The following is a 15620-nucleotide window of genomic DNA, read 5'->3' on the forward strand; positions in this document are numbered from 1 at the left end:
CAGGGTCAACAGCACCGGAAGCTGAAAGTAAAGCCAGAAGGCGACGATGAACTTGATCGTAAGGTTAAGATATTCCTGGGCAGAGCCCTGAAACACCACCGACAGCGGCGCGGCGCCGGTGCCGCCTTCAACCGCTTCGCCCGCCCCGCCAAATTGCTGGAACCCGAGGAAAAAGTCATAGGCCAGCGGCGTGACAACATAAAACGCAAAGGACGCGCCGAGAATGAACATGAAGGGCGAGGCCACCAGAAACGGCAGGAACGCGCCCTTTTCGGATTTATAGAGCCCCGGTGCCACGAACCGCCACATCTGATTGGCGATATAGGGAAAGGCCAGGATAAAGCCGCCGAGCAGCGAAACCTTGATGGCAACGAAAAAGCCCTCTTGCGGGCTGATGAAGATCAGGTCGCAATCCTGACCGCGCTCGGCAAGCACGGTACACAGCGGCTCGGTCAGGAAATTGAAGATCGGCGTCGCCACGGTGAAACAGATCACCATGCCGATGATAAAGGCCACGACCGAATGAATGAGCCGCGTGCGCAGTTCCGCCAGATGTTCAATCAGCGGTGCAGAGCTGTCCTCGATGTCCTTGCTGGCAGTCATGCCTTGTCCCCGGCATTTGATTTTGGGCTAGCCTTGGGCTTGGCCGGTGTCTTGGCCTTCGGTTTTGCCTTGGGCTTGGGCGTTGCTTTTGGTTTCGCGGCAGGCTTAGGCGATGCTTTTGGCTGATCGCTCACAGCCCCTGCCTTGGCGGCCTCTGCCTCGGCTTCGGCTTCGGCGGCCTTGCGGCTGTTGGCCATTTCGGCGGCCTTTTCGCGGATCTTGTCCGCTTGAGACTGGCGTTCTTCGCTCAGCGCCGGTTTGGCACTTTCCTTAAGATCGCGGGTCACGCCGTCCGTGGTCTTCTTGACCTCATCCATGGCGCTTTTCATCGGATTGGCCGCCTTGCGCAGCGTCTCCTTGATATCGTCCACGCCGGACCCGTCGGCGGCATCGTTCATGGCGTGGCTGAACTCGCGAGCCATGCCCTTGGCCTTGCCAACGAATTTACCGACCGCGCGAAACATCCCCGGCAGGTCTTTTGGCCCCACGACGATCAACGCCACGATGCCAATCAGCAGCAGCTCGGTCCAGCCCAGGTCGAACATGTGAGGTTCAGACCTTGTCTTTTTTGTCGGTCGGCGTCACGTCGCGCGCGTTCTCGACCGAGTCTTTGGCTTCGTCCTCAAGTTCTTTGGTGCCTTCAGAGACACCCTTCTTGAACGAGGTGATCCCCTTGCCAACTTCGCCCATCAGCGACGAAATCTTGCCGCGCCCGAAAAGCACCAGCACCACGACGGCGATCAGAAGAAGGCCGGGAAGGCCAATGTTGTTCAGCATGTCTATCTCTCCCTGTCTCGGGGGCAGCTTAACGCCCCCGGCAATTTCACTGGTTTTATCTAGTCGTTCAAAGCGGCGGTTGGAAGCACCAAAGCGCCAGAATGCATGGAATTTTACAATCTATGCCCACAGACAAGGCATAGCCCCGCGCCAAATGCGACCGCCTGACGCGGCGCAGCGCCCCAGGACACCGACGATCCGGGTGGTCAGGGACCGCAGGGCGCTAGCCCTCGCCCTGTGCCTCGGCGCGCGACTTGCCGCTGACATTCATCGCCAGGGTTGCGGCCATGAACTGATCCAGATCGCCATCCAGAACCCCCTTGGTATCGGAGGTTTCGACATTGGTGCGCAGATCCTTGACCATCTGGTAGGGCTGTAACACGTAAGACCTGATCTGATTGCCCCAGCCAGCATCGCCCTTGGCATCATGCGCGGCGTTGATGGCGGCGTTGCGACGGTCAAGCTCCATCTGATAAAGCCGCGATTTCAGCGCCTTCATGGCGATATCGCGGTTCTGGTGCTGGGATTTCTCCGAGCTGGTCACCACGATTCCGGTGGGGTGGTGGGTGATGCGCACCGCCGAGTCGGTGGTGTTCACGTGCTGACCGCCCGCGCCCGAACTGCGATAGGTATCAATCCGGATATCGGCGGGGTTGACCTCGATGTCGATATTGTCGTCCACCACCGGATAAACCCAGACCGAGCAGAACGAAGTATGCCGCTTGGCTGCCGAATCAAACGGCGAGATGCGCACAAGGCGATGCACGCCCGATTCCGATTTCAGCCAGCCATAGGCGTTATGCCCGCTGATCTTGTAGGCAGCCGATTTTATGCCCGCCTCGTCGCCCGCGCTTTCGGACTGAAGTTCGACGGTATAGCCGCGCTTTTCGGCCCACCGCACATACATCCGCGCCAGCATAGAGGCCCAGTCACAGGATTCCGTCCCCCCCGCCCCGGCGTTGATCTCAAGGAAGGTGTCATTGGCATCCGCTTCGCCATCCAACAGCGCCTCAAGCTCTTTCGCAGCGGCACGTTTGGCCAGAACCTTGAGCGCCGCTTCGGCCTCGGCAATCACCTCGGCGTCGTCCTCCATCTCGCCAAGCTCGATCAACCCGGTGTTATCGGCCAGCTCTTGCTGGATGCCGTCATGGGTCTCCATCGCATCGACCAGCGCCTGACGCTCGCGCATCAGCTTTTGCGCCTTTTCAGGATCATCCCACAGGGTCGGATCCTCGACCCGTGCGTTGAATTCCTCAAGCCGGTGCTGGACGGTTTCCCAGCCCATGCGCTGGCGCAAAAGCTCCAGCGATTTTTCGATCTCGGACACGAGGTTCTGGGTCTCTGCGCGCATTTGGGCTTCCTTGGCTGCTCAGATGGGGGTGATAGCGCAGCGCGCCGGGCCGGGCAAGATCAGCCGCAGATTTGTGGGGCGCAATCGCGCGTGTCTCAGTAAAGCCCGCCCGAACTTATCGAGCCAAAGCTTGCCTTGCCGCCCACCTGGGCCTTTTCCCCGGTCGAAGTGGTCACCTCCTGCACGGGTTCGGACGAGCCCGCGGTAAAAAGGTCAAGGTCGTTGCCCATGGCAAATCCGCCATCGTACATCAGGCCAAACACCGGCTCTTCGCCATCGCGGAAATATTCCGCCACCACGTAATCGCCCTCGGCATCATCCGGAAGCCGCGCGCCCGTAAATCTGTCGATCTTCAGAAAATGCCCTCCGGGCGGCACCTGAAACGGCCCGCCACCGAATTTTTCGACCGCCGCTGACATGAATTCCTGAAACACCGGTCCGCACATTGACGACCCGTAAGCCCCCCGGCCAAGTCCGCGCGGCTGATCGTGTCCGATATAGCACCCCGCAACGATATTGCTGGTAAAGCCCACGAACCACACGTCACGCGCATCATTGGTGGTCCCGGTCTTGCCAGCCACCGGCACCGGCAGGTTGATCGCCCCCGCAGCAGTGCCGCGATCGACCACCCCCTTCATCATCGACGTCAACTGATAGGCGGTGACCGCATCCATCACCCGCTCGCGATCCGACATGATCCGTGGCCCGCGCGTTTCGGGAATCGACGGATCAGAGCAATCGGCACAGTGGCGTTCGTCATGGCGATAGATCGTCTTGCCATAGCGATCCTGAACCCGGTCCACCAGCGTCGGGCGGACCCTTTCGCCACCATTGGCAAACATCGCATAGGCCGCGACCATATTGTAAAGCGTGGTCTCTTCAGAGCCCAGAGAGTTGGCAAGAAACTGGCCCATACTCTCATAGACGCCAAAGCGCTCGGCATAATCCGCGACCACATCCATGCCCACCTCCTGGGCAAGGCGAATGGTCATCAGGTTCCGCGACTGCTCGATCCCGGTGCGCATCGGGGTCGGTCCGTAAAACTTGTTGGAGGAATTGCGCGGCCGCCAAAGACCCTGCGGCGTGTCGATCTCGATCGGGGCGTCGATCACGATCGTTGCCGGAGAATAACCGCTATCCAAAGCGGCGGCATAAACGAAGGGCTTGAAGCTTGACCCCGGCTGACGCATCGCTTGGGTGGCGCGGTTGAACACCGAGGACTGATAGGAAAACCCGCCCTGCATTGCCAGAACGCGCCCGGTGTTCACGTCCATCGCCATAAAGCCGCCCTCGACCTCCGAGACCTGCCGCAGGCTCCAATGGAGGAATGCACCGCTGTCGTCGTCGACCATCCGCCGCACATGCACCACGTCGCCACGCTTGAAGGTCTTTTTGAAATCGTCCGGCAGCCAGGCGATATCCTTGCGCGGCACGACCTGTGGCTCGGCTTTGGTTTCGGGAATGCCCTCGATCCCGATCCGCATCTCCTGGTCGCCGGTTTCCAGAACCACCGCCGGGTACCAGCGCCCATCCTGATCAATGTCGCGCGCCACGGTGAGATTGCCAAGCGCCGCGCGCCAGCTTTCTTCGCTCGCAAGGGCCTCTTCCGGCAGGCTCAGACCGGTGCCACGCCACTTGCCCCGCGCGCGATCATAGCGTTCCAGCTGGCGGCGCAGCGCCTGCGCGGCACGCATCTGCATGTCGGGGTCGACGGTGGCCCGCACACTCAGACCGCCGGTAAAGAACTCGCCCTCGCCAAAATCCTCGCTAAGCTGGCGGCGAATTTCATCGGTAAAGTAATCGCGCGGCGGCAGGTCGGCCGAAAACGGTTCAAAATCGCCATTTTGCACAGTGCGCAGCGGTTCTGTCACTTCGCTTTCATAAACCGCCTGAGAGATATAATCATTTTCGGCCATCTCGCGCAGAACGAAATTGCGCCGCTGCAACAGCCGCTCTTTCTCGCGCACCGGATGATAGTCGCTTGGTGCCTTGGGCATGGACGCAATCATCGCCGCCTCATGCGGCGCCAGTTCGCCCAGTGTCTTGTTGAAATAGGTCTGCGCTGCCGCCGCCACGCCATAACTGTTCTGACCGAGGAAAATCTCGTTGAGATACAACTCGAGGATCTTTTCCTTGCTCAAGGTTTCCTCGATCCGGGTGGCAAGGATGATCTCCTTGATCTTGCGGGCAATCTTGCGGTCGCCCGACAACAGGAAGTTCTTCATGACCTGCTGCGTGATCGTCGAGGCGCCGCGCACGGTGCGGCCGCGCGTGCGTACCGCCTCGACCACCGCTGCCGCGATACCGCGCGCATCATAACCGCCGTGTGAATAGAAATTCTTGTCTTCCGCACTGATGAAGGCCTGCTTGATCAGGTCAGGAATATCCTCGGCCGGGGTGAACAGGCGGCGTTCGCGGGCGAATTCGTCAATAATGCGCCCCTCGCCCGAATAAATCCGGCTGATCGTCGGCGGGGTATAATTGGCCAGCGATTCATGGCTGGGCAAATCCTTGCCATAAATATGGAAAACCGCGCCAATGCTTAGCGCGATCACCATCACGGCAAGCGTCAAAAGACTGAAAATCGTCCCGAAAAGGCTTAGAATCGCACGCAGCACAGCGGCCCCCGCTCAATGGTAAACCCCCATATAGGCCCCCTCTGCGCGAGGGTCAAAAGGGAATGCCCCCGCACCTGCGCCAATTTTCGCTGAGCTTTCATTGCCGGACCAACCCGACACGCGCACCGTCTTCGCGCCGCCAGACCCGCATCACGCAACGCCCCCGCCATACGCGCCCGCCACGCCGCATCGCGCAGGTTCTCAAGATCACGCGGGCTCGATAAAAATCCAAGTTCAAGCAGAACCGACGGAATGTCCGGCGCCTTCAGGACCGAGAATCCCGCATGCCGTCCCGGCCGCGACAAAAGCGGCAGGTCCTGAGCTTTGAAAGTGGCCAGCACCGCCTTGGCAAGACGTTCGGCGCGAGGCTGGGTTTCCTGACGTGCCAGATCAATCAGGACATCCGCCACGACATCATCCTTGCCGCTCAGATCGACACCGGCAAGGATATCGGCGCGGTTGTGACGCTCGGCGAGCGCCGCACTCGCCTCATCCGAGGCGCTATCGGACAGCGTATACACCGACGCCCCATGCGCCCGCGCCCCCGACAGGGCATCGGCATGCAACGACAGGAACACATCCGCCCGCCCCTGATGCGCGAGGGCCACGCGCCGCTCAAGCGGCACGAATTCATCCGCATCGCGCGTCAGAACCACGTCAAACCGTCCATCACGCAGCAGCACCTCCTTCAGTTCCAGAGCGAACTGAAGCATCAGATCCTTTTCCGTGACCCCGCCAACCTGAGCACCGGGGTCAATTCCGCCGTGGCCCGGATCAAGCACCACGAAAAGCGGCCCCTCACCGGGAACGCGCCGCCGCGGCGCCACAAGCGCGCCCTCGGGGTCCGGCAGGTCCCAGCCCGGTAAATCCGGCGTTCCGGCCTGCGCGGCAAAGGCTTCGGCATCGGGGGCCCCAAGGACCACATGCAAATCGCCCGCGCCTGTCACCCGCTCCACCACAAGCCCCGCCGAGTCCAGGATATGCGGCCCCGCCAGATCAATCACCATACGTGACCAGCCGGGCCTGATCTGGCCAACACGCACACCTATGGCACGCTCGGCGCGCGCGAATTCCGCGCCGCTCAGCCCCTGCCAATCGATTTCGCGAAAATCCAGCACAAGCCGCGCCGGGTCGTCCAGCGTGAACACACGGTAGGGCACGCCCTGGCTAAGGCTCAGATGCAATTCCAGCCCAAGCCGGGTATCGCGCACGACGCTCTTTTCGGCATCCACCCGCGCCAGTGCGCTAAAGCCCCGTTCCTGCGCCGCAAGCGCCGGGGCCACGCACAGCATCGCCAAAATCATAACCCATCTTGCCATCGCTCTGCCCACTCGCCGGTCCCCGGTCTGTCATCGGTCCGGATCATACCGGAACCAGGCCATAAAACAGCCCCGCTCTTTCATCTTTCCCTAAATACTCATGTGGCGCGCGCCTGCCAAAACCGCGCCGTCAGGGACAGAATATATCGTTGAACAGCGCAAATACCATCAGCGACAACACAACCGTCAAGCCAATCGTCATCAGAACCCGCAGCGCCCTGTCACTGGGCGGGCGCCCCGTCATCGCCTCATAGGCGTAAAACACAAGGTGGCCACCATCCAGCACCGGCACCGGGAACAGGTTCAGCAAGCCTACGGCGGTCGACAAAACGGCGATGAACCAGATGAAACTTTCCGCCCCCTGGCTCGCCATCGCGCCCGATACCTGCGCGATCCCGATCGGGCCGGACATGTTACAGCTGCTGATCGCGCCGGTGACCATGTGATAGAGCCCCGAAACCGAGCTTTGGACGATCTGGCCGGTCTGGACAACGGCGTTGCCCACGGCCTCGACCGGGCCAAGGGTTTCCTTGGCCGGCTCAAAGGCAAGGCCGCCCGCGATTCCGATACGCCACTCGGTCTTGAAACCGCCGTCCGGTTGCGGTTCATCCACGCGGCGCGGGCTGATGGCCACGTCAAACGCCTCGCCGTCCGGGCGCCAGAGCGTCAGGCTGAGTTCGGCACCGTTCGAGCTTTCGACGACATCCTTCAGCTCGCTGAAGGCCACGACCGGCGCGCCGTTGATTGCGGTGATCACATCCCCCGGCTGCATCGCCGAGGCATAGGCCGCCGATTGCGGCGCCAGCCCGCTGATCAGCGGCGGCATGAGTTGCGGCCCCTTGGCGGCAAGGCGGCGCCCCTCGCGCTCGACCTCATAGTCAAGCAGCGCGCGTACCGGCAGCTCGTCGATCAGATCGTCAAAGCCCTCGTCCTCGTCCATGCCGGGCATGGTGATGCCTTCGATGGCCAGAATCCGGTCCCCCGGTTCCAGCGTGACCCCCTCCACCGGAAGCGGCTTGAGCGCGCCCACGCTGAGCGGATCGGCGGTCTTGCCCTGGGTCATCATCACGGCGGAAAACACAAGGATCGACAGGATGAAATTGAACACCGGTCCCGCCGCCACCGTCGCCGCACGCGCCCAGAGCGGCGCACCATGCATGGTCTGGCGCAGCTGTTCCGGCGAAATCGCGGCCATCGCGGCGGCATCCTTGCCGCTCGCCGCATCCGCATCGCCGAGAAACTTGACGAAACCGCCAAACGGCAACGCAGCAAGCTGCCAGCGGGTGCCATGCCGGTCGACGCGTGAAAACAGCACCGGCCCGAACCCGAGCGAGAACACCTCAGCCTTGATCCCCGACCACCGCCCGACAATGTAATGGCCGTATTCATGCACGGCCACGATCACCGAAAGAGCCACGACAAAGGCCAGCAATGTCATGAAAATATTGCCGAACTGCGGCAGGAAGGTCAGAATATCCACGCGTAATCCTTAACTGTTTCGCTCACTGACGACTTGATCGACGCTCTGTCGTGCCAGATGGTCCATCCGGGACACGCAATCAAGGGTCAGGGCTGCATTCATTTCCGCCGGATCGCCGGTCAGGCGCGTCAGCACCTCTTCGACAACCTCGTTCATCTCCCAAAATCCGATATGCCCGGCGATAAAGCGGTCCAGCGCGCGCTCCTTGGCGGCGTTGAACACGGCACCGCTCAGCCCGCGCATTTCCATCACGTCGCGGGCAAGCCGCAAGGCGGGATAGCGGGCCGGGTCCGGCGCCCGGAAATTCAGCGTGCCGATCGCCGCCAGATCAAGCGCCGCGACCGGCAGCGCCTGACGCTGCGGCCAATGCAGGGCATAGCCGATGGCATGGCGCATATCCGGCGGGCCGACATGCGCCATAAGCCCGCCATCGACAAACCCGACGAGCGCATGCACCACGGATTCGGGATGAACAAGCACTTCGATCTGCTCGGGGTCAAAGCCGAAGAACTCGCGTGCCTCGATCATTTCCAGCGCCTTGTTGAACATCGAGGCGCTGTCGATGGTGATCCGCTGGCCCATCGCCCAATTGGGGTGGCTTGACGCCTCGGCCACGGTCGCGCGGGCCAGATCGGCCAGCGGCCAGTCCCGGAACGCGCCGCCGCTGGCGGTAATGATCACCCGCGACACGGCATCGGCATCCTCGCCGACCATTGCCTGAAAGATCGCCGAATGCTCGCTGTCCACCGGCAGGATGCGGGCCTCGTTCGCGCGCGCCGTCTGCATCAGCAAAGGCCCGGCCGTGACCAGCGATTCCTTGTTGGCAAGGGCAAGCGTCGCGCCCTGCCCGAGCGCCGCAAGTCCCGGTGGAAGGCCCGCCGCGCCGACAATCGCGGACATCACCCAATCGGCAGGTCGGCTTGCTGCCTCGATGAGCGCGGCACTGCCGGCCGCTACCTCGACCGTGCTGCCCGCAAGAGCGGCGCGCAACTCGGGCAACAACGCGTCATGGGCCGTCACCGCCACCTTGGCGCCAAGCGCCATGGCATCGGCCGCAAGCTGCGCGATATTGCGCCCGCCGGTCAGGGCCACGACATTGAATTGCCCCGGAGCGCGGCGGATAAGGTCGATGGTGTTCTGCCCGATAGAGCCGGTCGCGCCCAGAATTGAAACCTGCTTCATACCAGCCCCGGCATCAGGTCCAGCGCCCAGAGGACGACAACCACGACCGCCGCGCCAAGCATGGCATCGAACCGGTCCAGAACCCCGCCATGACCCGGAATAAGGTTTGAGCTGTCCTTGACCCCGCGCAGCCGCTTGACCGCGCTTTCGGCAATATCGCCCATCTGTCCGGCCAAGCCGACCAGCATCGACACTGGCACAAGCGCCAGCCCCGCACCGGTGGGGGCCATGAAAACAAACCCGATCACTGCGGCACCAAGCCAGCCTGCAATCGTGCCGGACCAAGTTTTCTTGGGGCTGATGCGCGGCCAGAATTTGGGACCGCCAAGAGTGCGCCCCGCGAAATAGCCCGCAAGATCGGACAGGACGACCACCGCGACAAGCCAGATCACCCAGACGAGACCGGCATTATCGCGCAAAAGCGCCATGGCGAAACAGCCCAGCAAACTCCAGAAAGCGAGGGCGACAAAAACCCCCTTTTCCCGCTCGACAGAGGCCGTGGCAACAACCACCGCCGCGGCCAGCAACGGCAGGACGAACAGCCCGTGCAACCAAAGCGAAAGGCCGACCGCAACCGCTGCCAAAAGCCCCGAGCGCCGTGCATCGGGGGCGCCGAACATGCGCGCGGCCTCCCACATCATAAGCCCCGCCAGCCCCGAGACAAGCGCGTCGAACAATAGCCCCCCGGCCCAGATCACCCAGATCCCGACCGCCGCCATCGCAACACCTGAAATCGCCCTTGGGGCAAGGTCGGACCATCGCGCACTGCCACTCATACCGATACAGCCCCGAACCGACGATCCCGCGTGCCGTAGTGTTCCAGCAGCTTGGCAAAGATATCCGGGGTGAAATCGGGCCAGAGGGTGTCGATGAATTCATATTCCGCATAGGCCGACTGCCAGAGCAGAAAGTTTGAAATCCGCGCCTCGCCACTTGTCCGGATCACCAGGTCAGGATCGGGCAACACGCAGGTATCAAGGTATTTCGGCAAGGTTTCCACATCGACATCCGCCGGATCAAGACGGCCCTCAGCCACATCCAGCGCCAGCCGTTTGGTGGCGCGCGACACCTCGTCCCGCCCGCCATAATTAAGCGCAATGGTAAGGTTGGTGCCGGTACAGTTCACCGTCATCGCCTCGGCCTCGTCCATCAGGCCACGCAGTTTGCTGTCAAGACGCAGCCTGTCGCCGATAAAACGCACCTGCACGTTATCGGCGACGAATTCCTGCATTTCCTTCATGATATAGCGGCGGAAAAGACTCATCAGACCGGCAACTTCGGTCTGGGTCCGCTTCCAGTTCTCGGTCGAAAACGCAAAGATTGTCAGGTATTTGACGCCGAGAAACGGACAGGACTTGACGATCTCGCGCACCCGGCGCGCACCGGCGTGATGGCCAAACAGACGCGGACGCCCGCGCGCCTGCGCCCACCGGCCATTGCCATCCATGATGATGGCCACATGGCGCGGACCGTCGCCTGCGACGAATGTATCTGGCATGGGCGCGCCCCTTGTCATTCAGACCTGCATGATTTCCGCTTGTTTGGTTTCCAGCGCCTCATCGACATTCTTGATATAACGGTCGGTCAGCTCCTGCACCTCGGTTTCCCAGAACTTCTGGTCGTCTTCGGACATGCTCTCGGCCTTGGCCTTCTTGATCTGATCCATGCCGTCGCGGCGAATGTTGCGCACCGCAACGCGGGCGTGCTCGGCATATTGCGAGGCGACCTTGGTCAGCTCCTTGCGGCGTTCTTCGTTCAGCTCGGGGATCGGCAGCATGATGATCGTGCCGTTCAGCTGGGGATTGATGCCCAGACCGCTTTCGCGGATCGCCTTTTCAACCTTGCCGACAAGGCCCTTGTCCCAGACGTTGATCGTCACCATCCGCGGTTCGGGCACGTTCACCGTACCGACCTGGTTGATCGGGGTCTTCTGGCCATAGGCATCGACCATCACCGGCTCCAGCATCGAGGCCGAGGCCCGCCCGGTCCGCAACGAGGCAAATTCGGTCTTAAGCGCACTAATCGCGCCATCCATGCGGCGCGTCAGATCGGCCGTGTCAATTTCGATGTCATCCGCCATCTTGATGTTCTTTCCTTCTTGCGGCTCTCGCCCGGTTGTCCCTAGTTTAGCGTCAACCATGCACAGTTGTATAGGTGCCCTCGCCGGCCAGAATGCCTTTGAAACCGCCCGGTTCGTCAAGGCTGAAGACGATGATCGGCAGGTTGTTGTCGCGCGCGAGAGCAATCGCGCTGGCATCCATCACCCCAAGATGCTGGGCCAGCACCTCGTCATAGCTTACCCGATCATAGCGCCTGGCATCGGTGTGTTTTTCCGGATCCTTGTCATAGACCCCATCCACCTTGGTACCCTTGAAAATTGCCTCGCAGGCCATCTCGTTGGCGCGCAGCGTCGCCGCCGTATCGGTGGTGAAATAGGGGTTGCCGGTGCCGGCTGCAAAGATGCAAACGCGCTTTTTTTCCAGGTGCCGCACCGCGCGACGGCGAATATAGGGCTCTGCCACCTCGTCCATGCGGATGGCCGAGATCACCCGGCAAAACACCCCCATCTTTTCCAGCGCGCTCTGCATCGCCAGCGCGTTCATCACCGTGGCCAGCATGCCCATGTAATCGGCGGTGGTGCGTTCCATCCCCTGCGCGGATCCCTGAAGGCCGCGAAAGATATTGCCACCGCCGATCACCATGCAGATCTCGACCCCCAGGTCATGCACGATTTTGACCTCGCGCGCGATCCGTTCCACCGTTGGCGGATGAAGCCCATACCCAAGGTCGCCCATCAGCGCCTCGCCAGAGATCTTGAGCATGACGCGGCCGAACTTGGCCTTTGACTCTTCGGGGGCGGACATCGGCATTTCTCCACTGCGTCAGGGTAATCGCGCGCAAAATGTCTCAAATGTCGGAAAGGTTCAATCGCAGAAACCCGCACGCGCCCGGAAAAGACGCAAAACCGCCTCGTCAAACGCGGCGAACTTGGGTAACGGAAGGCATGGGCATGCCATTTGATATTGATCCGGACCTGCCGGTACTGATTGCCGGGCCAACCGCAAGCGGCAAATCTGCCCTGGCACTGGAGATCGCCCGCGCCCAGGGCGGCGTGATCGTCAATGCCGACGCCTTGCAGGTCTATGCCAACTGGAGAATCCTTTCAGCCCGTCCAAGTGCCGAGGATGAAGCGGTCGCGCGCCATGCACTTTACGGTCACGTGGCGGCCGATGCCGCCTATTCCACCGGGCACTGGTTGCGCGATGCTGCGCCATTTCTGCAAGGGAGCGAAAGGCCGATCATCGTCGGCGGCACCGGGCTTTATTTCAGCGCCCTGACCGAAGGGCTTGCCGATATCCCGGAGACCCCACCCGATCTGCGCCAACGCGGTGATGAAATACGTCAGTCAGGCGGCCTGGACGCGCTGATCTCGGCGCTTGATCCAGAGACCCGCGCGCGGATCGACCTGCGCAATCCGATGCGGGTGCAACGCGCATGGGAGGTGTTGCAGGCCACCGGACGCGGATTGGCCGCCTGGCAGGGCGACACCCCGCCCCCGCTTTTGCCGATCGGGAAATGCCAGCCCCTTCTGGTCGAGGCCGAAAAAGACTGGCTCAATGCCCGGATCGCGCGGCGATTCGATGCGATGCTGGATATGGGCGCCCTGGACGAGGTGCGCGCCAATCTCGACGGCTGGGACCCGGCTCGCCCCTCTTCCAAAGCCATCGGCGCGCCCGAGCTTGTGGCCTATCTGCATGGCGACATGACGCTTGACGAGGCGCGCGATGCGGCCACCATCGCCACCCGGCAATTTGCCAAGCGCCAACGCACTTGGTTTCGCGCAAGAATGCGGCAATGGCAGCGGATTGACGCCGAGACGCTTTAGATTTTTCGCTATTTTCCCTGACATCGCGCCAAATCTGTGCGACCAATTAGTCCAATTGCGACTATTTGGGGGGATTCCCCCGATCATCCGGGAACGCTCAGATCATGCAGCATGCCGAAATCAAAACCCTCGTTCAATGGGCCAAAGGCAGCGATTGGCGCAGCACGCTGCAACATAGCAGCACCGCACATGCGCTGATCTGGATCACCCGTGGACAGGGCATCGCGGTGGTCGACGGGGTGCGGCGTGGCGTTGGCGTGCACAACGCTCTGGCGATCCCGGCGGGCACGATGTTTTCGCTCGACCTTGGCAAGACCGGCTTTGGCCTTGTCTGCCTTGTGCCCGCAGGCGGGCCGATCCTGATGCCCGACCAGGCCCAGCACCTTCGGATTCGCGATGTCACAAGTCAGAACGAGCTGACGGCAATCCTTGAGGCGATGCAGCGCGAGCAAAGTGCCGCCCGCCCCTTCATGGATGAGGCGCTGAATGCCCAGGCCAGCCTTCTGACGGTCTGGCTTCGCCGTGCAATGATCGACTATGGGGTGCCCGACAAGCGGGGCGCAACAGAGCGCCTGATGAAGGGCTATACCGCCCTGATCGAACGGGATTTCACCAGCGGGCGACCGATGGCGGTCTATGCCCGCGCGCTTGGCGTGACGCCGACGCATCTCAGCCGGGTCTGCCGACAGGCCTCGGGATTGACGGCGGCGGATATGCTGACCGAACGCAACCTGCATGCGGCGCGCGATCTTCTTGAGGACGGCGAGATTCCGATCGGCCAGATCGCCGCCATGCTGGGCTTTGGAAGCGCCGCCTATTTCTCGCGCTTCGTGCTTCAGCACACCGGGTTAAGCCCCTCCGCCCTTCGTGCCAAAAGTGCAGAGCGTGCGCCGCGCGCAATCAGCGCCTGAACCGCGTTCATTTCACCGGATATTTGGTCGCTGCGGGTTGCACTTGAAGGCCGGTCGTTATCTACTGGTGTCAATGACTTGATCGGTGACCGGGGGCACTGCCCCCCTCCTCTTTGAAAGCGTTCCATGTCGCGCCACTCTTGCCCGCCGCCCCATCCTGCCGCCCGCCGCTATGCCGGTGATCTCAAGGCCGGGCGCATGGACAGGCGAGAATTTCTGACCCGCACCACGGCGCTTGGCCTGACGGCTGGCGCCGCCTATGCACTTGGTGGCCTGCCCGGCCCTGCCGCCGCGCAATCCCCGGCCATTGCCCCCGGCGGCACCCTGCGCATTCAGCAAAACGTCAAACCCCTCAAGGACCCGCGCAGCTATGATTGGAGCGAGTTGGCCAATCAGACCCGCGGTTTCCTTGAGTATCTGGTGGAATACGTCGGCGACGGAAGCTTTCGCGGCATGCTGCTTGAAAGCTGGAGCGTCAACGAGGATGCCACCCGTTACCAGTTGAAGGTGCGCAGCGGTGTAACCTGGAACAATGGCGATGCCTTTGATGCCAATGATGTGGCCCGCAACATTGCCCGCTGGTGCGATACCACCGCGCCGGAAAACTCCATGGCCGGGCGGTTTGCAGGCATGATTGACCCCGAGACCGGCCAGGCCCGCACCGGCGCGATCACCGTGCTGGACAAGAACACCGTTGCGCTGGCCCTCTCGGCGCCGGATATTTCGGTGATTGCCAACTTCGCGGATTACCCGGCGGCGATCATGCATGAAACCTATGACGGCGGCGATCCCTTTGCCCATGGCATCGGCACCGGCCCGTTCCGCCCGGTTTCCATGACCGTCGGCGAAAGCTGTATCCTTGAACGTCACCCCGACCACCGCTGGTGGGGCAGCGAGGTGTTTGGCGGCCCCTATCTTGATCGTGTGGAATTCCTTGACTACGGCACCAACCCGTCAAGCTGGCTGGCGGCGGCAGAGGCTGATGAAGTGGATCTTCTCTATGAAACCGTCGGTGATTTCATAGATGCGATGGATGGCATCGGATGGGTCAAAACCCGCACCGAGACCGCCGCAACCACGGTGATCCGGGCCTCGCAGACGGCGCATGTGATCGGCACCAACCCCTATCTCAATCGAAACCTGCGCCGCGCCCTCGCCCTGGCGGTGGACAACGCGATCTGCCTTGAGCTTGGTTATGGCGGGCGCGGCACCGTGGCCGCCAACCATCACGTCAGCCCGATCCACCCCGCCTATGCCGATATCGGCCCCGCCCCCTATGATCCCGCACAGGCGCGCGATGACATCGAGGCGTTCGGCCTTGTCGGCTATGTTCACGAGTTGGTCACGGTCGACGACGAATGGCAACGCAACACAGGCGATGCGGTCGCCGTGCAGCTGCGCGATGCCGGGCTCCGGGTGCGGCGCAAGATTCTGCCGGGGGCCACGTTCTGGGCCAATTGGCGCAATTTTCCGTTTTCCTCGACGCAATGGAA

General features: G+C 62.0%; 15 protein-coding genes. 3 read left to right on the top strand and 12 right to left on the bottom strand.

Annotated features, from left to right (window positions below):
* From tatC to pyrH, 12 genes are all read right to left on the bottom strand, one after another.
* On the bottom strand, positions 1–603 hold a 603-nt coding region (gene tatC, locus QZ522_RS11850), incomplete at its 3' end, for a twin-arginine translocase subunit TatC (protein WP_294611575.1).
* Positions 600–1148 carry a Sec-independent protein translocase protein TatB gene (gene tatB / locus QZ522_RS11855; RefSeq protein ID WP_294611577.1) on the bottom strand — a complete coding sequence of 183 codons (549 nt, stop codon included), beginning with the start codon at positions 1146–1148 and terminating at the stop codon, positions 600–602. The genes tatB and tatC, both read right to left, overlap by 4 nt.
* Before the next feature lie 7 nt (positions 1149–1155).
* On the bottom strand, positions 1156–1380 hold the full coding sequence (locus QZ522_RS11860) for a twin-arginine translocase TatA/TatE family subunit (RefSeq protein WP_294611579.1): 225 nt from the start codon (positions 1378–1380) through the stop codon (positions 1156–1158).
* Positions 1381–1603: 223 nt separating this feature from the next.
* On the bottom strand, positions 1604–2731 hold the full coding sequence (gene prfB / locus QZ522_RS11865; RefSeq protein ID WP_294611581.1) for a peptide chain release factor 2: 1128 nt from the start codon (positions 2729–2731) through the stop codon (positions 1604–1606).
* Between the two features lie 95 nt (positions 2732–2826).
* Entirely contained in the window at positions 2827–5349 is a 2523-nt protein-coding gene (locus tag QZ522_RS11870) for a PBP1A family penicillin-binding protein (protein WP_294611583.1), read from the bottom strand.
* Positions 5331–6668 (bottom strand): N-acetylmuramoyl-L-alanine amidase, encoded by a 1338-nt coding sequence (locus tag QZ522_RS11875; protein ID WP_365353681.1) that lies wholly within the window; start codon positions 6666–6668, stop codon positions 5331–5333. Before QZ522_RS11875 ends, QZ522_RS11870 begins: the two co-directional genes overlap by 19 nt.
* A gap of 130 nt (positions 6669–6798) precedes the next feature.
* Entirely contained in the window at positions 6799–8148 is a 1350-nt protein-coding gene (gene rseP, locus QZ522_RS11880; protein WP_294611585.1) for an RIP metalloprotease RseP, read from the bottom strand.
* 9 nt (positions 8149–8157) lie between these two features.
* A complete protein-coding gene (gene dxr, locus QZ522_RS11885; RefSeq protein ID WP_294611587.1) occupies positions 8158–9330 on the bottom strand; it encodes a 1-deoxy-D-xylulose-5-phosphate reductoisomerase in 1173 nt (390 codons plus the stop codon).
* Positions 9327–10106, bottom strand: a complete 780-nt coding sequence (locus QZ522_RS11890) for a phosphatidate cytidylyltransferase (protein WP_294611589.1) — start codon at positions 10104–10106, stop codon at positions 9327–9329. The genes dxr and QZ522_RS11890 overlap by 4 nt, the downstream gene beginning before the upstream one ends.
* Positions 10103–10828 carry a polyprenyl diphosphate synthase gene (gene uppS / locus QZ522_RS11895; protein WP_294611590.1) on the bottom strand — a complete coding sequence of 242 codons (726 nt, stop codon included), beginning with the start codon at positions 10826–10828 and terminating at the stop codon, positions 10103–10105. The genes QZ522_RS11890 and uppS overlap by 4 nt, the downstream gene beginning before the upstream one ends.
* Positions 10829–10846: 18 nt before the next feature.
* Positions 10847–11410 carry a ribosome recycling factor gene (gene frr, locus QZ522_RS11900; protein WP_294611591.1) on the bottom strand — a complete coding sequence of 188 codons (564 nt, stop codon included), beginning with the start codon at positions 11408–11410 and terminating at the stop codon, positions 10847–10849.
* Positions 11411–11462: 52 nt separating this feature from the next.
* Positions 11463–12200, bottom strand: coding sequence for a UMP kinase (gene pyrH, locus QZ522_RS11905; protein ID WP_294611593.1), 738 nt, complete (start codon positions 12198–12200; stop codon positions 11463–11465).
* 134 nt (positions 12201–12334) lie between these two features.
* On the opposite strand from pyrH, the gene miaA reads away from it, so the two are divergent.
* The 3 genes from miaA to QZ522_RS11920 all read left to right on the top strand — a co-directional run.
* Entirely contained in the window at positions 12335–13216 is an 882-nt protein-coding gene (miaA, locus tag QZ522_RS11910) for a tRNA (adenosine(37)-N6)-dimethylallyltransferase MiaA (protein ID WP_294611595.1), read from the top strand.
* Between the two features lie 104 nt (positions 13217–13320).
* A complete protein-coding gene (locus QZ522_RS11915; RefSeq protein ID WP_294611597.1) occupies positions 13321–14127 on the top strand; it encodes an AraC family transcriptional regulator in 807 nt (268 codons plus the stop codon).
* 126 nt (positions 14128–14253) lie between these two features.
* Positions 14254–15620, top strand: a 1367-nt coding sequence (locus QZ522_RS11920; RefSeq protein ID WP_294611599.1) for an ABC transporter substrate-binding protein, incomplete at its 3' end; no start/stop codon positions are given.

Origin of the sequence: uncultured Roseovarius sp., assembly GCF_913054395.1 — a bacterium.
In the GTDB taxonomy this organism is placed as follows: Bacteria; Pseudomonadota; Alphaproteobacteria; order Rhodobacterales; family Rhodobacteraceae; genus Roseovarius.